Source organism: Marinimicrobium koreense, assembly GCF_003762925.1.
Lineage (GTDB): Bacteria > Pseudomonadota > Gammaproteobacteria > Pseudomonadales > Cellvibrionaceae > Marinimicrobium > Marinimicrobium koreense.
Genome location: NZ_RJUK01000001.1, coordinates 2455713 through 2473608, shown reverse-complemented (window position 1 = coordinate 2473608; position 17896 = coordinate 2455713). Strand labels below are relative to the sequence as shown.

Sequence of the window (17896 nt, the reverse complement as noted above, 5' to 3'; positions counted from 1 at the left end):
CCTGTGGGCCTCGGCCGCTGTGCCCGCTAGTGCGGCGCCAAAGCCTCTGTCCTTGAATGAAGCCTTGGCTTATACCCTGGAGCGCCACCCCGAGTTGGCGCAGTTTCCCTATCGTCGCCGAGCGGCGGAAGCCCGTGAACTTCAGGCGGGCTTGAGGCCCAACCCGGAGCTGGCCGTGGAGGTGGAAAATATTGGCGGCAGTGGCCGTTTTAGCGGTACCGGTTCGGCCGAAACCTCGCTGGTGCTGAGTCAACTGATCGAACTGGGGGGAAAACGCGGTCAGCGGGAAGACGTTGCACGCTATCGCACTGACCTGGTTGATAGTGAGTACCGTCAGGTTCGCTGGCAGGTTTTGGCGGAGACCGTACGTCGCTATCTGAGTGTCGCGGAAGCCCAGGAAGACATCCAACTGGCCGAGCTCTCTTTGGCGTTGGCGCGGGAAAGCCAGGCAACGATTGAGCGGCGTGTCGAGGCAGGAACCACCAGCGATGCGTCTCTCCAGCGTTCGGCCATTGCGGTCACGCGCGCTGAGCTGGCCCTCGAGTCGGCTCAGCAGCAGTTGGCGTCGGCCCGAGTCGAGCTTGCCGCGCAGTGGGGCGAGACCGAACCGGATTTCGAACGGGTCAGCGCCGCGCTTTACGACCTGGTGGCATTGCCGGAATTCAGCCGAGTACGCCGTCACCTGGAAGATTCTCCACAGCTGTCCCGCTATATCACCGAACGGCGACTGCGCGAGGCGGAATTGCAGTTGGCCCGGGCCCGTGGCCGGCAGGACCTTCGAGTCGGGGTCGGCGTCAAGCAGGTGCGGGAAACCGACGACCACGCCTTTACCCTGAGCCTGTCCATGCCGCTCGGCGTCAGCGATCGAAACCAGGGCGAAGTCCGGGCCCGTCGGGCCGAGTACGAGCAACTGGCACTGGAAGAGAAAGCCACTCGGGTGCAGTTGATGGCACGAATCCAGCGATTGTACCAGGAGCTGGAAGTGTTCCGTAACACGGCGCTTCGCCTGCGAGGGGAGGCATTGCCTTCCGCGCGCGCCGCCCTTGAGAGCATTCGCCGTGGCTATCAGGAAGGGCTCTATACCTACCTGGAGTTGGTGGATGCCCGGCAAGAGCGCCTGGCGGTAGAGCGCGATGCGCTCAAGGCGGCTATCAACTTCCACCAGACGCTGGTGACTCTCGAACAACTGACCGGAACGGGTTTGACCGGGCAATGGCAACTGACCCCCGATGCAATAGACGGGGCCGCTGAACCCTACAAACCCCAAACCCGTTACCTTAACGAACAGGCAGGTGAATCATGAAGCCGTTAACATCCTTCTGGATTTTTATGATGAGTATGGCGCTGCCCTTGTCCGGGGTCAGCATCAGCGTGCAGGCTCAGCAAGCCGAGCACAGCGAGCATGAATCTGAGCACCAGGCCCATGGCGAGGACGACGGAGCCCACGATAGGCATGGTGAGCACGAAGGCCATGAGGGTCACGATGGCCATGAAGAGCAGGGAGCCACGATTGATCCCGAAATGCTTCGGGCGCTGGGCGGAGAAATTCTCGTCGCCGGCCCCGGAAAAGTGCGCCAGACCGTGTCTCTGCCTGGGGAAGTCCGCCTGAACAAAGAGGCTGTGGCCCAGGTCAGCCCCCGTTACCCGGCCCAGATTGTCGATGTCAGTGCCCGGATTGGCGATTCTGTTGATGCCGGCGATACGCTCGCGGTTGGCGAGAGCTCCCAGACCCTGCAGCGCTTTCCGCTCAAGTCCCTGATTCGCGGCACGGTCATTGATCGCTCCGCAACACTGGGTGAACAGATTCAACCCACCGACGCCGCGTTCGTTGTGGCGGACCTTTCCACGCTCTGGGTCGATATTGCGCTCTACCCACGGCAGGTTGGGCGTGTGGAGACAGGCCAGCCGGTGCGCATCAGCACGGCGTTCGGTCCCGAACCGGTCAACGCCCGAATCGACTATCTCGATCCCATGGTCAGCGAACAGCTACGCACCGGCCTGGCCCGGGTATATCTTGATAACACGTCGGGCCAATGGCGCCCCGGCATGTTTATTGAGGCTGAGGTGACGCTGGCCGAGACACAGGCCGAGGTGGTGGTGCCTCATACGGCGGTCATCGAGTATCAGGGCCGCGAGGTGGTTTTTGTACGGGAGGGTGAGCGTTGGCACCTCCGGCCCGTCACTCTGGGTGCAAAAGATCGGGACCAGGTGGTCATCCGGTCCGGCCTCGCTTCCGGTGAACAATACGTCGCAAAAGGCGGCTTCACGCTGAAAGCGGATTTGCTCAAGAGTGAATTCGAATCGGGCCACAACCACTAGCGTTCGGAGGTTTTTATGCAAGCGATTATTCGAGCGGCGTTGCAAAACCGGCTGCTGGTGGTGGTGATGGCCCTGGCCACGGTGATTGGTGGCTATGCCGCTTATCGGAGTCTGCCGGTGGATGCCTACCCGGACATTTCACCTTCGTTGGTACAGGTGTTTGTAGAGACCGAAGGGCTCGCGCCGGAAGAGGTGGAAAAGTATGTGACCTACCCCCTGGAAAGCGCCATGAACGGCTTGCCGAAACTGGACCACGTTCGGTCGGTGTCCAATTTTGGCCTCTCGGTGGTGAACATCTATTTCGAGGACGGCACGGACATCTATTTCGCCCGACAACTGGTCAGCGAACGGCTGCAACAGGCCAGAGAGGCCATTCCGAACGGGTTTGGTGAACCGGTCATGGGGCCGATTACAACCGGTCTGGGACAGATTCTGTTCTATGTGCTGGAAGATACCAGTGGTGAGTACAGCCGCACCGAAATGCGGGAAATTCAGGACTGGATCGTCAAGTTCAATCTGCAGACGGTCAAGGGCGTGACTGAAGTGCTGTCAATTGGCGGTAACGTCAAGCAGTTTCAGGTGCGTATCGATCCGCAGGCGCTGTTGCAGTACGACATTTCCTTGCCGCAGATCAAACGCCGGATCGAAGCAAACAATGCCAATGCCGGTGCCCAGTTTATTATCCAGAATGACGAGCAATTCATTGTTCGCTCTGTCGGTCTGGCAAAAGATCTCGATGACCTTCGCAACATCGTGGTCAAAAGTGTTGATGGTATACCCGTCTATCTGCATCAACTGGGCGAACTGGCCATTGGTGGTGAAATCCGTCGCGGCTTGACCACCAAGGATGGTGAAGGCGAAGCCGTGGTGGGGATGGTGTTAAAGCTGATTGGTGCCAATACCTCCAATGTGATCGGTGCGGTGAAAGAAGAGTTGGCGACGATCAATGCCAACTTGCCGGAAGGGATCGAAGTCAGCCCCTATTACGACCAGGCGCAACTGGTTCAGGCCGCCGTTTCCACGGTGACCAATGCGTTGCTTCAGGGTATTGCTTTGGTCGCGATCGTGTTGCTCGCCTTTATGGGGGGCTGGCGCCCCAGTCTGGTGGTGGCGCTGTCCATTCCGTTCTCGGTATGCCTGGCGTTGATTGCCATGAAGTGGTTTGGTATCTCCGCAAACCTCATGTCTCTGGGCGGTCTGGCCATTGCCATCGGCATGATGGTGGACGGCGCCGTAGTGGTGGTCGAGAACATCGACCGACTGTTGCGCGAGTCCTCTGCGGGTGAGTCGCGCCTGCACATTGTGGCCCGGGCCAGTCAGGCGGTAGCTCGGCCCATACTCTTTGCCATCAGCATCATTATTGTGGTGTTCCTGCCCCTGTTCAGTTTGCAGGGGGTGGAAGGGGCCACGTTCCGGCCTTTGGCGTACACGGTCTCTCTGGCCATGGTGGGCTCGCTGATCTTCGCTCTGGTGGTGGCTCCGGTGGTGGCCTCTTTGATCATGCGTCGTCCGAAGTCAGAACAGGCGTCGGACGAGCCCGGTGGTTTGATTGGCTTGGTTGCCCGTGGTTACCGACCGCTATTGCAGGGCGTTATCCGACGCCGCTGGATTGGGGTGACCATCGCGGGACTGGTACTTGCCGTCGGTGTAGCTGTTGGGCCTCGTCTTGGCTCCGAGTTTGTGCCTCGATTCAACGAGGGGGATCTGCTGATTCGGGCCACTATGGCGCCCTCCATCTCGCTGGATAAGGCCAAACAGTCCATGACGCTGTTTGAACGTCAGTTGCTGGAGCGTTTCCCGGAAGTGACTCAGGTCGTGACCCGGATCGGCCGCGGTGAAGTCGGTGCGCATGCCGACCCGGTAAACAGCGCGGAGATCTTTGTCGGACTCAAACCCAAGGAGCAGTGGCAGACGGCGGAAACACTCGATGGCCTATACTCCGCAATGAGCGCCGAGTTTGAAGACTTCCCCGGCACCAAGTTCAACTTTACCCAGCCCATTGCCGCAGCGGTGGATGAGTTGCTTACAGGGACAAAAGCCGAGCTGGCCGCCAAGCTCTTTGGGGATGATCTGAGTGTTCTGGATCAGAAAGCCACGGAAATTGCCGAGGTGATGCGTCAGGTCTCTGGTGGGGAAGACGTGCAGAAGGACCAGGTGGGAGGCACACCCCAGGTTCGCATCGAACTGGACCGGGAAGCCATTGCCCGCTATAACCTGAATGTATCGGATGTACAGGAAACCATCAGTATCGCCATTGGCGGGGACAGCGCCGGTCAGGTGTTCGAGGGTATCCGTCGGTTTGATATCTATGTGCGCCTGAAAGAGTCCTCAAGAGACCGAACGGAAGTGATTCGGGATCTGAAAGTTCGCAACGAACAGGGCCAGCAGATTCCTCTCAGCGAGCTCGCCAGAGTGGAAGAGGTGGTTGGTCCACGACAGGTTACCCGGGAAAACAACCAGCGCTTTATCACCATTCAGGCCAACGTCCGGGACCGGGATATTGGCTCCTATGTGGCCGAGGCGGATCGAATGATTGCCGAGCAGGTGGCGCTTCCGCCGGGCTATTTCCTGAAGTGGGGCGGCCAGTTCGAACTTCAGCAGCAGGCCAACAAGCGTTTGATGGTGGTGGTGCCGATCACCCTGGCGCTGGTATTTTTCATGCTGTACGCCAACTTCGGTTCGCTGCGCAATGCGCTGTTGATCATGCTCAATATTCCTCTGGCCTTGGTTGGCGGTATTGTATCGCTGTGGCTGGCGGGGCTGAGCCTATCGGTGCCGGCGTCCGTGGGCTTCATTGCCCTGTTCGGTATCGCGCTTGAAAACGGCTTGGTGCTGGTCAGCTACCTGAATGAGTTGGTGCGCGATGGTGTGCCCATGGCGAAAGCCTGCGTTCAGGGTGCGATGGCGCGCTTGCGTCCGGTTATCATGACGGCCGTCACTACCGGCTTGGGCTTGGCACCATTGTTGTTCGCCACTGGAACCGGTAGTGAAGTGCAGCGTCCATTGGCCGCTGTGGTGATCGGTGGCCTGGTGACCGCCACCATTCTCACGCTGGTGATTCTGCCTGCGCTGTACCCCTGGTTCGCCGATCGTTCCAGTGGCGATCAATCAACGCCGTGATTCGAACCAGCGTAGGCTTTGCCGCGTATTACACTGGAGTTTGCTGGGAGTGGCAGCCATACCGCCGCACATAAACCTGGCTGCCCGTCGGGACGATCCTCCAGTGTCAATATGCCGCCGTGGCGCTCGGTGATTCTCTGGGCGATTGCCAGGCCGAGGCCGGCTCCGGAGCCTTGGCGCTGGTCGAGGCGGACGAAACGGCTGAGCGCCTTGTTTCTTTCCTCTTCCGGTATGCCCGGGCCGTGGTCGCAGATTTTAAGCTGGTACCCACCGCGAGTCGGGCTTAATGTGAGTGTTACTTCACTGTTCTCAGGCCCGTACTGTATGGCATTGGCCAGTAATGAGCGAATCATGGTGTTGATCAGCGTGGGGTTGCCCATAATCCAGGCTTCGCCATCTGTTTCGAGCAACTGCAGCTCAATCTGCTTTTCCTGGGCCAGCGGGTAGACATCCGCCACGCTCTGGGCAACCCACTCTGACAGGGATAGGCGTTCCGGGTGTTCGTTGAAATCAGAGTCGGCTTTACTCAGGACCAGCATCTGATCCACCAGGTGGGCCATTCGGTCTAGTGACTGCAACAGCTCATTGACCACGGTCGGGGAGTCTTGGCTGATGCTCTCCAGTTGCAGGCGCAATGCCGCCAGCGGTGTTCTCAGTTCGTGAGCTGCATCGGAGGAAAAGCGACGTTCGCGCTCGATCGTCCGGTTAAGGCGGGTCAACAGTTGGTTCAGCGCTGTGACCAACCCCTCCACTTCCTGAGGGACGGTATTCGATGGTAAAAACCTGTCGGTGCCCGGTCCCAGGCGGGCGGCGATGGATTGCAGATGGCGGAGCGGGCGGAAGCTGGTACGGACCGCCCACAGTGTCGCGACGATAAAAAGAGGCAGCGCAAAAGCAATAGGAAGAACATTGCCCAGAGCAAGGTGGCCGCTCAGTTCCTCCCGAATATCTTCGCGCTGTACGGAGCGAATCCAGAATCCGTTTTTCTCATCGTGTAATGTAAATGTGCGCCACCGGTAATCGGACTGGCTGAGCCACCCAAACCCTGTCTTGTCGGGAGCAAGGGTATCCACGTCCCCGAACTTGTTCGGTAGAATCGGTTGGCCGGTTTCAGTCCAGACCTGAAAAGAAATTTTCTTTTCGTATCGGTGTCCGAGGCCGCCGGATAGGATCTCGTCCTCACGACTTTCGAACCAACGCTCTTCCGGCTCTGAGGTGTCCGCGGTTAGCGCCAGGGGGTCCAGAGTCTCACTCAGCGTATGTTGTAACTCCTGCCGGCTGCGATTCTCTGCCAAGTGACGAACGAGGCCCTCAACAATTCGGGTATTCTGAGCCAACTCCGCATCAAACAGTTCCTCCAGCTCGTGGCTGCTTTGCCAATAGCTCCAGGTCGAGGCCAGGGTAACAATAATCAAGGTCATTGCTGTATTCAGAAGGATGAGCGTACGAGTCAGTGACATCATCCAGCGTCCTTTGCGGCTTCGCTATCCAGGGTGTACCCAACGCCGCGTACCGTGCGTATCACGGATTTACCCAGGCGCTGGCGAAGGTGGTGAATATGTACCTCTAGCGTATTGCTCTCTGCGCCTCTGTCCCACCCATAGAGTACTTCCTCCAGCCGTCGCCTTGTGGCCACTCTGTCCGTGTTACGCATCAGTACCTGCAGGATCTGAAACTCGGCCTTGGGTAGCTGGAAGCGCTTCTCCCCTACCTGAAGCTCCGCATGATCCAAATTCAGGCGAATGGTGCCCGATGTCAGGACGTTGTTGTCGGTATAGCCGTCGGTTCGCCTGATAACGGCTCTCATGCGGGCTTCAAGCTCGGCCATTTTAAATGGCTTGGTCAAATAGTCGTCCGCTCCGAAGTCGAGCCCTTGCACCCGGTCATCCAGCTCTTCGCGAGCGGTGAGAATAATAATGGGGGTTCGGCATTGTGCCTTTCTGGCTTGCCGAACAATCTCAAGACCATCCAGCCGAGGAAGCGTCAAATCGGCAATGGCGATATCAAAGGTTTGATCTTTCAGGGCATTCAGTCCCTTCCTGCCGTCATTGATCCAGTCAACCTGGTGCTGTGCCTGTTCAAGCATGCGGATCATGGTTTGGGCGAGCATCGAGTCGTCTTCAATCAGCAATATTCTCATGGTCCTCCCGCAGCAGCGTTGCGCCTGGAAATGGTGGATGCCCCCAGTGTGGCAGAGTTTTCTTAATTCTGGCTTAAGAATTCAGGGGGCATTGTTTAAGCGTTAATTAAGATAGCACCCTTAGCATGAGCAGGACAGAGTGCCTCACTGGAGTTTCATTTGATGTCATCTTCCTGCTTGTTGCCGTTAAAAGTGGACCTGTTCGATCCGTCCGTCACAGAGCTGATGCCCGTGGGGGACTGGAAACTGTGCTCGGTAAATCCCGAATCACGGGCCACAGACGCTATTGCCTTCTTCATCGAACAGCGCTTTCGTGCGGCGTATGGGCGTTGCCCGTCGCTTGTTGTCCCCTCTCCTCTGATTCTTGTCGCCCGGTCCGGGCTGGTTATGGCCGCGGTGGGCACACGGCACGCGGCAGATCAGCCTTTGTTCCTTGAGGATTATCTGGACCATCCCATTGAGCAATATTTACCTCCAGGCGCCCTTGGCCATCGGGAAGGGGTCGTGGAGATCGCTCACTTGGCCGGCGCCGTTGAGGGCGTCAGTCGATTGTTCTTTCCCGCGATTGCTCGATGGTTGGTTACCCAAGGTGTCGAATGGATCTGTTTTACCGGGACTCAATCGATCCGGCTGAGTTTCGCAAAAATGGGTGTTAAACCGAGGGTACTCGGCCCAGCGTTGCCCGAGCGGCTGCAGGGGGCGGCGCAAGACTGGGGGGCGTATTACCAGAACCGCCCCGAAGTGGTGCTGGCGCACGTTCCCAGTGGTGTCGAGGCAATGCGGCACACCGGTTGGCTGGGAAAAACCACGGTCTGAGGTAGTCACTATGAATGAATTACTTGAGCGCTTGGCCCGGTGGTCTTTGTTGCACCCGAGCCGAGTGGCGCTTCGCGACGATGAGCAGACGGTGACTTACCGACAGTTATGGAACCGTGTGCAAGGGGTTGCGCAGGCAATTATGGATTCGGGCGTTCAGCGACTTGGCCTGGTGGGTGACAACTCGGTTGCCTGGGTCGTAGCCGATTTGGCCTGCGTTCGTGCCGGGGTTGTCTCGGTGCCCGTTCCGACGTTCTTCTCGCCGTCGCAGCGTCAGCATCTTGTCGAAACGGCAGGACTGGACGGGATTCTGCTGTCCACGGCCGATGTGCGGGCTGACGAGGTGGCCGAGACGGTTGGCGGTGGCCTTTGGATGCACCGTCTTCCCGTTGAGCGGGAACTGTCAGTGTTACCCCCGGGCACGGTGAAAATCACGTTCACTTCTGGCAGCACCGGCACGCCTAAAGGGGTCTGTTTGTCCGCTGCACAACTGGGACGCACCCTGCGGGCTTTGGACACCCGATTGAGCCAGCTGGAGCTGCCGCAGCATCTGTCGGTTTTACCCTTGGCGACGCTTCTGGAAAACGTCGCGGGCGTGTATTTGAGCCTGTTTCGAGGTGCTGAAGTGTCAGTTCCGGGACTTGCCAGCCTGGGGTTATCCGGTAGTAGTGGCATGGACTCACAGCGCTGGCTCTCGGAGCAGAATCGTTGGCAGCCAACGTCGTTGATTCTGGTGCCGGAGTTGACACGAGTGCTGATCGAGGGCGCGGAATCGGGCGCACTCCAGCACCGGGGTTATCGCTTCCTGGCCGTTGGTGGTGGGCGCGTATCGCCCTCGCTACTGCGCCGAGCGGAGAAGCTGGAATTGCCGATGTTTCAGGGCTATGGGTTGTCGGAGTGTGGTTCCGTGGTAGCGCTGAACGCACCCGCAGACAATCGTATCGGTTCGGCGGGCCGCGTTCTGGACCATGTAGATGTCCATGTTGGCCCCGGTGGTGAACTGCAGATTTCTGGCAGCAGTTTTCTCGGTTACCTGGGAGAAACGCCCGTGGATGAATCGCATGCGGTAGCCAGTGGTGATCTGGGTTTTCTGGATCAGGACGGGTTTCTATGGGTGTCCGGACGGAAGAAGAACCTGCTGATCACCGGTTTTGGGCGCAATATCAGCCCGGAATGGCTGGAGGCGGAACTGACCCAAAGTGCCGGTATGGCGCAGGCCCTGGTGTTCGGTGACGGGGAGCCCCACCCATTGGCGCTGCTGTACCCGGGATCAACTGACAACGGTGTGGAGGATTGTCGTCAGGCGATTGAGGCACTCAATGCAAATCTGCCTGACTATGCGCGCTTGAGTCACGTGTATCTGTTGCCTTGCCCGTTCCAGAACATAGATTCCACCGCAGTCACACCCAACGGCCGGATCAGGAGGGCACTGGTGCTGGAAAGCCTGGAGTCCTGGCTGGCGAGTGCCGAATGTCTTTCCACTCAATCCATTGAACAGCCTCAACCGAGAATGTTCGCCCAGGAGTAATCACTATGACTTTTTTTGATGAACTGCAAAATGCTTCCGAATTTGGCCGCAAAACGCTTTACGAGGCGCCGATCTTCAGTGCCATTGAGGATGGTCGTTTCGATATAAACAGCTACACCTATTTTCTGAGTCAGGCTTACCATCACGTAAAACATACCGCGCCTTTGATGATGGCCTGCGGTGCCCGCTTGCCGGATCGATTGGAGCCGGTGCGTAAAGCACTGGTGGAGTACATCGAGGAGGAGTATGGCCACCACGAGTGGATTCTCAATGATCTGAAAGCTTGTGGTGTCGACCCGGATACCGTTCGTAACGGTCAGCCCGATTTGCCGATACGGTTGATGGTGGCTTTTTTGTACGACCTGATCAACCGAGGGAATCCGGTGGGGCTATTTGGCATGGTACAGGTGCTTGAGGGAACGAGTGTGGCCGTGGCAACGCCGATGGGAGAAAAAGTGCAGCGTACTTTGAACTTGCCGGATACTGCGTTCAGCTACCTCTACTCTCATGGAAGCCTGGATCAGGAGCACTTTCAATTTTTTCAAAGCCTGATGAACGGCATCACTGAGCGGGAAGACCAACGGGCGATCGTTGATGCAGCCAATGTCGTTTATCGGCTCTATGGGGATATGCTCAGAGATGTTCCATTGGCGTCACCGGCTGATCGGATCAGGGAGGTGCGTCGTGGTCTGGTGTAATCAGCGTTGGCTCATACTGGGAGCCTCCGGAGGAATCGGAGAGGCGCTGGGAGAGCAAATGGCCCGCAAAGGAGCTCGCCTTCTGCTCGCAAGCCGGTCGCCCACGCCCTGCCGTGCAGAAGGCTCTACTTACGTGCGGATTGACCTTGCGTCGGAGGATGTCGAGGCCCAAATGGCGGACATCTGTCAGCGCTACCCGGACATCGATGGCGTAATTCACTGCGCCGGTCAGGGCCTTTTCGCGGCCGTGGAGCAGACTCCGCTCCAGGAGCTGGAGCGGTTGTGGCGAGTGAACCTTCGTAGTGCTTACGCCGTGGCCCGCTGCTTTTCGAGCTACTTCCGTCAGCGCGGCCATGGTGAATTGGTATTTATTGGTTCCACGTTTGGAAGTATTGGCTTCCCTGGCTACTCGGCCTATTGCGCGACCAAGTTTGCCCTGCGGGGCCTGACCGAAGCGTTGCGCCGGGAGTGGGCAGACAGTGGAATTGCGGTACGTTATATCGCCCCTAGAGCGACCAGAACGGGTATGAATTCCCCGGCTGTTGTAGCCATGAACCGGGCGTTGGGGAACCGTTCTGACAGTCCGGAGGCCGTTGCTCTCGCGATTGTACGGACGATTGAGCGAAAGCGTGGGCGACGGTATCTGGGGTGGCCTGAACGGCTGTTTGTGGCTGTTAACAACCTTATTCCGGCGGTGGTGGATACCGCGCTACGCCGAAAACTGTCCATTATTCAATCGTATCTCAAATCGGAGTACTGACATGAAACGTATCCTGTTGACCCTGTCGCTGTGTGTCGCCTCTGTAGCGGCACTGGCGGAAAAACCCATAGACGGACTGACCGACATTCAACATCGCTGGGCTGAGATTCAGTATAAAATGCCGGAGGCCGAGCGAGAGAAGGCCTTTGAAGCCTTGGCGGAGCAGGCTGATGCGCTGGTAGAGCAATACCCCGGGCGTGCGGAGCCGTTGATCTGGCACGGGATTGTGTTGAGCACTTATGCTGGGGCGAAGGGAGGTCTGGGTGCCCTGAAACTGGTGAAAGTGGCCCGTAGCGATTTTGAGCGTGCGTTGTCGATCGATGCATCCGCGTTACAAGGGTCGGCCTACACATCACTGGGCAGCCTTTACTACCAGGTGCCCGGATGGCCCCTGGGCTTTGGTGACGACGAGAAAGCAGACGCCTACCTTAAAGAGGCGCTTGCCATCAATCCCGATGGCATTGATCCCAACTATTTTTATGGGGATTTCCTCATGGACCAGGGCCGCCATGGTGAGGCTCGTCGTTATTTTCAGAAGGCGTTTCAGGCCGAAAGCCGCCCGGATAGACCCTTGGCGGATGAAGGCAGACGAGCTGAGATAAAGGAGAAATTGTCCGAACTGCCCACTTCTGAATAAGCTGGTGTGTGTGAGGTTGCTGGATTTCCGTGGGCCTGAGTGATGATCGGTCGGGGGCGATATGGTACATTGCCCATCCCCCTGATCTTAACCTGTGAATGGCTTACGAACTGGATATTTAGTAATGTCACCTCTTGCGCTTCTTTCGCTATCCTTTGCCATGTCGACCGACGCCTTTGCGGCCGCGGTTGGGAAAGGGGCGAGTTTACACCGCCCGCGTTTTTCTGAAGCGCTTCGCACCGGCGTTATTTTTGGTCTGATTGAGTCCATCACTCCGATTATAGGCTGGCTTCTGGGGCGTAGCGCATCCACTCTGGTGGAAAACTGGGATCACTGGATCGCCTTCGCGGTCTTGACTGGACTCGGCTTGCATATGGTGATCGAAGGTTGCAAACATCAGGAGACACCAGAGGCGGTTATTCAACGGCACTCATTCATCCGTCTGGCGCTAACGGCGGTTGGAACAAGCATTGATGCCCTGGCTGTCGGGGTCGGGCTAGCGTTTGTTGAGGTGAATATTCTGCTCGCGGCGGGTTGTATCGGTTTGGCAACGCTGTTCATGGTGACGACCGGAGTAATGGTGGGTCGGAGTATAGGCTCCGCTTTCGGGCGAAGAACGGAGGTGTTGGGCGGTGTAATTCTGGTTTTGGTAGGTGCTTTTATCCTCAACGATCATATTTCCTTTGTCTGACTATGCTATACCTAACGGAACCGATTTTTTCTGATCAGGAGGTGATATGAGCAGTTTGATACAGACGAGTGGGCGGGAAAGCTATTCCGCGATTTCGGTGATCAACCACTGGATTACCGTGTTGCTGGTAATGGCAATGTTGATTCTGGGGTTGCTGGCGTCAGCGGCGCCGGACAGTGCCGAAGATTTCATCATGTCGGTACACGTCAGCCTCGGCTTCTTTGTGTTCTGGTTTGTGCTCTGGCGGGCAGCGTACCGCGTGCACCAGGGGTTTCCGCCCACTCAGGGGCAAACCCCGTGGCAGCGCCAGCTGGCATGGTGGGTGCATCGCCTCGTATTGGGGTTACTGGTATTGCAGGTTTTTACCGGCCCGTTGTACCTGTTCACCGAAAATGAAGGTGTCAATGTGTTTGGCTGGTTCACGGTGCTGATCCCGCTGGAGAGCCTGGCCTTTATCCATGAGCCGGTGGAAGTGCTGCATGTCATTACCGGGCTTTACGTGCTCCCGGCGTTGTTATTGCTGCATATTGTGGGGGCGTTTCATTACTTCTGGCACCGTCGGTCCGTTACCCCCGCCGAATTGGGAGAGTGACCCAGTGGGCTCCGATGGCATTAGAAGCGGTGTGCTCAAGGACGGGAGCGGGCAATGACCTTTATCTGGTTTATCCTCGCCGCTCTGGCGGAAATCGCCGGTTGTTACACCTTCTGGATGTGGCTCAGGCTGGATCGCTCCGCCTGGTGGTTGGTGCCGGGTGTGATTTCGTTGTGCCTGTTTGCGTTTTTCCTGACGCGGGCCGATGCCGAATTGGCCGGGCGGGCCTTTGCCGCCTATGGCGGTGTTTATATTGCGGCGTCGCTGGGTTGGATGGCGTTGTTGGAGCACCGCTCCCCGCAGCTGTTTGATTACCTTGGGGCGTTGGTGTGTATCGGTGGGGCGGGGTTGATTTTGTATGGCGGACAGCGGTTGGGTGGATGACGCACCTCGGGCTTGTCCACCATCAACCCAACCTCAGAGCTATCCGTAGGGCGGGTAAGCGAAGCGCACCCGCCGTCTTTCACAAAACCAGAAACCTACTCGAGCTCCCAACCCGCCAACTGAATCCGCGCTGCGGCGCCGTACAATTTGCTGGCATCACCCTCGACTGTACCCTCGGGTACCAAAGCGGGCCAGAGTGACGCGACCGCATTCAGCTGCGTCTCCACCTCGGCCACAGCGTCCGGGCTCTCCTGACGCTGTACATCATTCAGCAATGCGAGGCGAGCCTTGGCCGCTTCGACAAAACCGTAGGCGTCCTGGTATTCGTGGGCGTTGACGATCTCGCCGTTGCGAACGCCGATGGCGTACTCCTCAGCCGCGGTGCGAACCATGCGCTCGATACTGGCCAGCGCGACTTTCAGGCTGGCATTTTGCAGATTCTCGGCATCGGCAATGCCCGCTTCCAGCTCCCGGTGACGCTGCTCGACCATCTCAACGGACTGGCCCTGTTCAACGGCGTCGGCCAGAGCACTCAGCGCCTCAGCAAAGCCCTCTTCATCGCGGGCAGCGAAGGCGGGCTTCAATCCTGCGTACAACTCATCACCGGGGTGTTTCATGTGGGTGAGCGCCATGTCTTTATGGCCGGCCTTGTACAGTTGCACGCCCACCCACAGATGGCCGCGCACCAGGCCCAACTGGCCGAGGTAGGCGGCGTCGTCTTTGGTCAGGTCGGCAGCGCCGCCACCTTCACCGCCTTCTCCCTCACCCCCTTCGCCTTCACCGCCCTCACCGGCAAGTGCGGCCACCTGCAGGGTCTGCTGGCTGGCGTGATGGTCAAAGGGCGTGCTGTCGGCCGCCTGACTGGTGGCGCTGGAGGCAAGCAGGGCGGCGCCGAGGCCGAGCCAGACTTTGCGTTGTTCTTTCATGGTAGAGCTCCCATTCTGGAAAGGGTGGCATAATGCCCCGGATTCTGGCATAAATGAGAGTGAGTCTCAATATAGGGTATGCAATGATTCTTTACATTCAAGATCTGCTCGACGCCGGCACCCTGTCGGCGGTGCAGGAGCGGCTGGCCTCCCAGGCCTTCGACGATGGTGCCGCCAGCGCCGGTTGGGCGGCCAAACCGGTCAAGCGCAATGAACAGGCCCGGGATGACAAGACCCGTGCGGCCATCGTTCGTCTGGTGGAGGAACGGCTTCGGGCGCACCCCCTCTTTGCCAGTGCGGCGCTGCCCAAACGCTTTCCCAGAATCCTGATCAACCGCTATGGGCCGGGTATGCATTACGGGTCCCACATGGATGATGCGGTGATTCACGGCCAGCGCACGGATCTGTCGTTCACCCTGGGGCTGACACCCGCCGAGGATTACGAGGGGGGCGAGCTGGTGCTGGAGGACAGCACAGGGGACCGGGCCTGGAAGGTAGATGCGGGGGATCTGCTGCTGTACCCCACGACTTACCTGCATCGGGTGGAGGCGGTTCGCACCGGGCAGCGGATGGCGGTGGTCGGTTGGGTGCGCAGTCTGGTGCGGCGCAGTGAACAGCGGGAAATTCTGCTGGACCTGGATACCGCGCTGCGCACCGAGTTTGATGCCCACGGAAAAACCGAGCAGTTCGATCGCCTGAGTCGCAGCCGCAATAATTTACTCAGGCTGTGGCTGGAGGATTGAACTTTGGCCGTGGGCCCCTCATATAACATAAAGTGTTGTTAAGGCGCTTGTACCTTTGCGCAGGCTCCGCTAGCGTAGATGGATCCATATTGAACTGGCCAACGAAACTTAAATGGTAAATCGCTCTCTGTTCACTCTGCTTCTCGCGCTGTTTTTGAGCGCGAGCCTTTCGGCCCCCGTGGTGGTGGCCGATTGGGGGTATGAGAACGGGAAAGCCTTTGCCGATGTGGCCCTGGACAGCGCTGGTCTCTCGGCGTCGTCGTATGACACGGATGCGGACGATGGCTCTTCTGCCGTGTTCCTTTGGCCTGTGGCCGCCCTCCAGTCGGGGGTGGGTGAAAGCCTGCCGCCCTCGCCCTTCCTGCTTCGAACCTCGGAACGTCCTCCCGCCCGGGCCTCGCCGGTCCGTTTGTGATTCGATTCATCTTTTAAAGTTTGGGCTTCAGCCCATTGTCGAATCTTGGCTGGCATCCATAGGTGGTGCCCGTCCCGGAGGTAATTTTCATGAAAGCGTTAAACATATACAAACTAGATCCTGTGGATCATTTGGTTCAGCCCAGAGAGTTTGAGGATCTGACTGAACACTCACCCGCGCTGGATTTGATGACCGACTTTCGCGCCCATCAACCCCACACCGTTGAATCCAGTGTGTCGGCGGTGGGCGTTGCCCGCCTGATGGCTATGGAAGGTGTGAGCTGGAAGTTGGTGGTCGACTCTCAGCAGGAGTTTATTGGACTTCTGACGGCCGAGCGTCTCTCCGAGCAGTACATTCTGGTGGCCCAGACACTGCAGGGCGTGGAGCGTGGCGATTTGACCGCGGGCGATTTGATGTTACCCAGGGCTTCAATACCGGCGCTGGATTTAGAGGCTTTAACATCGGCGACGGTGGGTGATCTGGTACAAGTGCTACGTGAAACGGGTGAGACACACTGCTTGGTGCTGGACCGTGACCAGCACCATATCCGGGGTGTCATTGCGGTGGACGATATCGCCGAGCGCCTGCATCGCGAGGTGCCGATTGTTCCCAAGCGATCCATCGCTCGGGCTCTGTCTTCCTAGTCATCAGCTCAGCGGCGCTGTAGCGCCTTACAGCGCCGCCAAGTGAAGACCATCATCATTACCAGAACCACTACGCCGCCGACGGCCCAGAGGTTGCCCTGATACAGCTGGAGCAACAGGTAGCGTACCTGATGGCCGCCGTCGGTAAAGGCGGTAATCAGGCCCAGACCCTCGGCATCAAAGCCGGAGGTCTGATTGGCCAACTCCGTGTACAACGGAGCCAGGTGAGTGGAAATCAACAGAAAGGTAATGATGACGGGGATGCCCGCGAGTACCGCGCGGATGACATTGCCACGAAACATCAGTACCGATATCGACATTACTGAAATCAGATTGGGCAAGTCGCCCAGAGGCAGCACCCGGTTGCCCGGCAGAACCAGGGCGATCAGTACCGCCACCACCATCAGTATCAGACCAGTGACGATCACTGATTTGTGACTCATCAGAAAACCGGTATCCAGCGCGACCACGAGATTCTTGCGGGACGGAAAGCGCCGCTCGACCTGAGCGCGCAGCGCGTGAGTGATCGGCATCATGGCTTCTCCGATCAGGCCGGCACTCTTTGGCAACAGGAACATCACCGCGGCGATGTGCACCGCGAGTTCCAATGTCTGTTTGGTGTCGTAACCGGCGGCAAAGGCCAACACCAGCCCGATCAGCACCCCGATGACCATCGGCTCACTGAAGAACGCCAGCCAACTCATGGAGTGATCCTTCTCGGAGCTGTCTTGGCCGTCCTCGTCGGCGCCGGGCACATCGTGGCTGATGGCGGCTTTCTCTGGATTGTAGGACAGGCGGTTGAAACCCGGAATGCGATCAAATACCCAGTTGATGCAGGCAGTGTAAGGCACGATGCCATTGACCGACACCGGCGAGGCCGATACGCCCTTGAGCCCCAGTTCGCGCTCCACATCCGGCGCGGTCCACTCGGTCAACTTGAAGCAGTAAACGGCCAACAACAGCGTGGCCGAAAGCCCCAACACCATGCTGCCGCTGGTGGCCATCACCAGCGCCCCGAGCAGGGCGAAGTGCCAATAGTTCCACAGATCGATATACACCGTGCGGGTCCAGCCCACCGCGAGCATGAAAATATTCAGAAACAGAATCAACGGAATGGACAGCGCCGCCAGCGGTGAGGACCAGGTAATGGCGGCCAACGGTGGCCAGCCCACATCGAGCACGTTGTACTCCAGGCCGCGAATGACCATCAATTGCTCCACTGCGGGTTTGATGTTCGCCACGAAGAAGTCAAAGGCGATAAACACCCCCGCAAAACCGACCGCCAGTTCAACGGTGCTCAGCAGAGACTTCTTGAACGGCAGCCGGACCGCCAGGGCGATGATGAAAATGATCGCCGGCAGCATGACGTAGGCTTTGAAACTGAAGAAGGCGTCGAGGAGTTGCTGGATGGTGTCCACGGGAAAATCCTGGCTGGAAATGGAGTGGGGACTTTAGTGATCCGCCGACTTAGAGTCAAGGTGAC

The 17896-nt window shown here is 58.2% G+C and carries 18 protein-coding genes; 14 read left to right on the top strand and 4 right to left on the bottom strand.

The genetic code is table 11. The annotated features are described in order from the left end of the window. Window positions 1-52 precede the first annotated feature (52 nt). From EDC38_RS10785 to EDC38_RS10775, 3 genes are read left to right on the top strand one after another with little or no spacing between them, the layout of a single operon-like run. Window positions 53-1303: a TolC family protein gene (locus tag EDC38_RS10785; RefSeq protein WP_170162897.1), complete on the top strand. Its 1251-nt coding sequence runs from the start codon at window positions 53-55 to the stop codon at window positions 1301-1303. After that, window positions 1300-2319 (top strand): efflux RND transporter periplasmic adaptor subunit, encoded by a 1020-nt coding sequence (locus EDC38_RS10780; protein WP_123638514.1) that lies wholly within the window; start codon window positions 1300-1302, stop codon window positions 2317-2319. Before EDC38_RS10785 ends, EDC38_RS10780 begins: the two co-directional genes overlap by 4 nt. Before the next feature lie 15 nt (window positions 2320-2334). Continuing rightward, a complete protein-coding gene (locus EDC38_RS10775) occupies window positions 2335-5439 on the top strand; it encodes an efflux RND transporter permease subunit (protein WP_123638513.1) in 3105 nt (1034 codons plus the stop codon). Here the strand turns inward: EDC38_RS10775 and EDC38_RS10770 are convergent. Both EDC38_RS10770 and EDC38_RS10765 read right to left on the bottom strand, forming a co-directional pair. Beyond that, the gene (locus EDC38_RS10770; protein ID WP_211331075.1) at window positions 5424-6860 is read right to left on the bottom strand and encodes an ATP-binding protein; all 1437 of its coding nucleotides are present in this window, start codon (window positions 6858-6860) and stop codon (window positions 5424-5426) included. The two genes, EDC38_RS10775 and EDC38_RS10770, sit on opposite strands and share 16 nt — an antisense overlap. A gap of 38 nt (window positions 6861-6898) precedes the next feature. Beyond that, window positions 6899-7579, bottom strand: a complete 681-nt coding sequence (locus EDC38_RS10765; protein WP_123638512.1) for a response regulator — start codon at window positions 7577-7579, stop codon at window positions 6899-6901. A gap of 162 nt (window positions 7580-7741) precedes the next feature. Here EDC38_RS10765 and EDC38_RS10760 point away from each other — a divergent pair, with 162 nt between their 5' ends. From EDC38_RS10760 to EDC38_RS10730, 8 genes are all read left to right on the top strand, one after another. Continuing rightward, on the top strand, window positions 7742-8395 hold the full coding sequence (locus EDC38_RS10760) for a thermostable hemolysin (protein WP_123638511.1): 654 nt from the start codon (window positions 7742-7744) through the stop codon (window positions 8393-8395). A gap of 10 nt (window positions 8396-8405) precedes the next feature. After that, window positions 8406-9923: an AMP-binding protein gene (locus tag EDC38_RS10755; protein WP_211331074.1), complete on the top strand. Its 1518-nt coding sequence runs from the start codon at window positions 8406-8408 to the stop codon at window positions 9921-9923. A gap of 5 nt (window positions 9924-9928) precedes the next feature. Further along, window positions 9929-10621: an iron-containing redox enzyme family protein gene (locus EDC38_RS16415; RefSeq protein WP_211331073.1), complete on the top strand. Its 693-nt coding sequence runs from the start codon at window positions 9929-9931 to the stop codon at window positions 10619-10621. Continuing rightward, a complete protein-coding gene (locus EDC38_RS10750) occupies window positions 10518-11381 on the top strand; it encodes an SDR family oxidoreductase (protein WP_342769069.1) in 864 nt (287 codons plus the stop codon). Before EDC38_RS16415 ends, EDC38_RS10750 begins: the two co-directional genes overlap by 104 nt. Before the next feature lies 1 nt (window position 11382). Further along, the gene (locus tag EDC38_RS10745; RefSeq protein WP_123638509.1) at window positions 11383-12018 is read left to right on the top strand and encodes a tetratricopeptide repeat protein; all 636 of its coding nucleotides are present in this window, start codon (window positions 11383-11385) and stop codon (window positions 12016-12018) included. A 124-nt stretch (window positions 12019-12142) separates the two neighbouring features. Continuing rightward, window positions 12143-12709, top strand: coding sequence for a manganese efflux pump MntP (locus EDC38_RS10740; RefSeq protein WP_024461480.1), 567 nt, complete (start codon window positions 12143-12145; stop codon window positions 12707-12709). A gap of 46 nt (window positions 12710-12755) precedes the next feature. Next, window positions 12756-13301, top strand: coding sequence for a cytochrome b (locus EDC38_RS10735; protein WP_123638508.1), 546 nt, complete (start codon window positions 12756-12758; stop codon window positions 13299-13301). 54 nt (window positions 13302-13355) lie between these two features. Continuing rightward, entirely contained in the window at window positions 13356-13685 is a 330-nt protein-coding gene (locus EDC38_RS10730; protein ID WP_123638507.1) for a YnfA family protein, read from the top strand. Window positions 13686-13780: 95 nt separating this feature from the next. On the opposite strand, the gene EDC38_RS10725 is transcribed toward EDC38_RS10730, so the two are convergent. Further along, entirely contained in the window at window positions 13781-14611 is an 831-nt protein-coding gene (locus EDC38_RS10725) for a hypothetical protein (RefSeq protein WP_123638506.1), read from the bottom strand. Between the two features lie 83 nt (window positions 14612-14694). Here EDC38_RS10725 and EDC38_RS10720 point away from each other — a divergent pair, with 83 nt between their 5' ends. From EDC38_RS10720 to EDC38_RS10710, 3 genes are all read left to right on the top strand, one after another. After that, window positions 14695-15354 (top strand): Fe2+-dependent dioxygenase, encoded by a 660-nt coding sequence (locus EDC38_RS10720; RefSeq protein WP_123638505.1) that lies wholly within the window; start codon window positions 14695-14697, stop codon window positions 15352-15354. 112 nt (window positions 15355-15466) lie between these two features. Further along, on the top strand, window positions 15467-15769 hold the full coding sequence (locus tag EDC38_RS10715) for a hypothetical protein (protein ID WP_123638504.1): 303 nt from the start codon (window positions 15467-15469) through the stop codon (window positions 15767-15769). 89 nt (window positions 15770-15858) lie between these two features. Further along, entirely contained in the window at window positions 15859-16413 is a 555-nt protein-coding gene (locus EDC38_RS10710; RefSeq protein WP_123638503.1) for a CBS domain-containing protein, read from the top strand. Between the two features lie 8 nt (window positions 16414-16421). Here EDC38_RS10710 and EDC38_RS10705 read toward each other — a convergent pair whose 3' ends face one another. Continuing rightward, on the bottom strand, window positions 16422-17831 hold the full coding sequence (locus EDC38_RS10705) for a PTS transporter subunit IIC (protein WP_123638502.1): 1410 nt from the start codon (window positions 17829-17831) through the stop codon (window positions 16422-16424). Between the last annotated feature and the right edge of the window lie 65 nt (window positions 17832-17896).

Excerpts from the sequence above, each read along its gene's own strand:
- EDC38_RS10745 (WP_123638509.1), top strand. The coding sequence starts at position 11,383 with ATGAAACGTATCCTGTTGACCCTGTCGCTGTGTGTCGCCTCTGTAGCG.
- EDC38_RS16415 (WP_211331073.1), top strand. The coding sequence starts at position 9,929 with ATGACTTTTTTTGATGAACTGCAAAATGCTTCCGAATTTGGCCGCAAA.
- EDC38_RS10760 (WP_123638511.1), top strand. The coding sequence starts at position 7,742 with ATGTCATCTTCCTGCTTGTTGCCGTTAAAAGTGGACCTGTTCGATCCG.
- EDC38_RS10755 (WP_211331074.1), top strand. The coding sequence starts at position 8,406 with ATGAATGAATTACTTGAGCGCTTGGCCCGGTGGTCTTTGTTGCACCCG.
- EDC38_RS10750 (WP_342769069.1), top strand. The coding sequence starts at position 10,518 with ATGCAGCCAATGTCGTTTATCGGCTCTATGGGGATATGCTCAGAGATG.
- EDC38_RS10715 (WP_123638504.1), top strand. The coding sequence starts at position 15,467 with ATGGTAAATCGCTCTCTGTTCACTCTGCTTCTCGCGCTGTTTTTGAGC.
- EDC38_RS10780 (WP_123638514.1), top strand. The coding sequence starts at position 1,300 with ATGAAGCCGTTAACATCCTTCTGGATTTTTATGATGAGTATGGCGCTG.
- EDC38_RS10770 (WP_211331075.1), bottom strand. The coding sequence starts at position 6,860 with ATGACCTTGATTATTGTTACCCTGGCCTCGACCTGGAGCTATTGGCAA.
- EDC38_RS10725 (WP_123638506.1), bottom strand. The coding sequence starts at position 14,611 with ATGAAAGAACAACGCAAAGTCTGGCTCGGCCTCGGCGCCGCCCTGCTT.
- EDC38_RS10740 (WP_024461480.1), top strand. The coding sequence starts at position 12,143 with ATGTCACCTCTTGCGCTTCTTTCGCTATCCTTTGCCATGTCGACCGAC.
- EDC38_RS10765 (WP_123638512.1), bottom strand. The coding sequence starts at position 7,579 with ATGAGAATATTGCTGATTGAAGACGACTCGATGCTCGCCCAAACCATG.
- EDC38_RS10730 (WP_123638507.1), top strand. The coding sequence starts at position 13,356 with ATGACCTTTATCTGGTTTATCCTCGCCGCTCTGGCGGAAATCGCCGGT.
- EDC38_RS10710 (WP_123638503.1), top strand. The coding sequence starts at position 15,859 with ATGAAAGCGTTAAACATATACAAACTAGATCCTGTGGATCATTTGGTT.
- EDC38_RS10775 (WP_123638513.1), top strand. The coding sequence starts at position 2,335 with ATGCAAGCGATTATTCGAGCGGCGTTGCAAAACCGGCTGCTGGTGGTG.
- EDC38_RS10735 (WP_123638508.1), top strand. The coding sequence starts at position 12,756 with ATGAGCAGTTTGATACAGACGAGTGGGCGGGAAAGCTATTCCGCGATT.
- EDC38_RS10720 (WP_123638505.1), top strand. The coding sequence starts at position 14,695 with ATGATTCTTTACATTCAAGATCTGCTCGACGCCGGCACCCTGTCGGCG.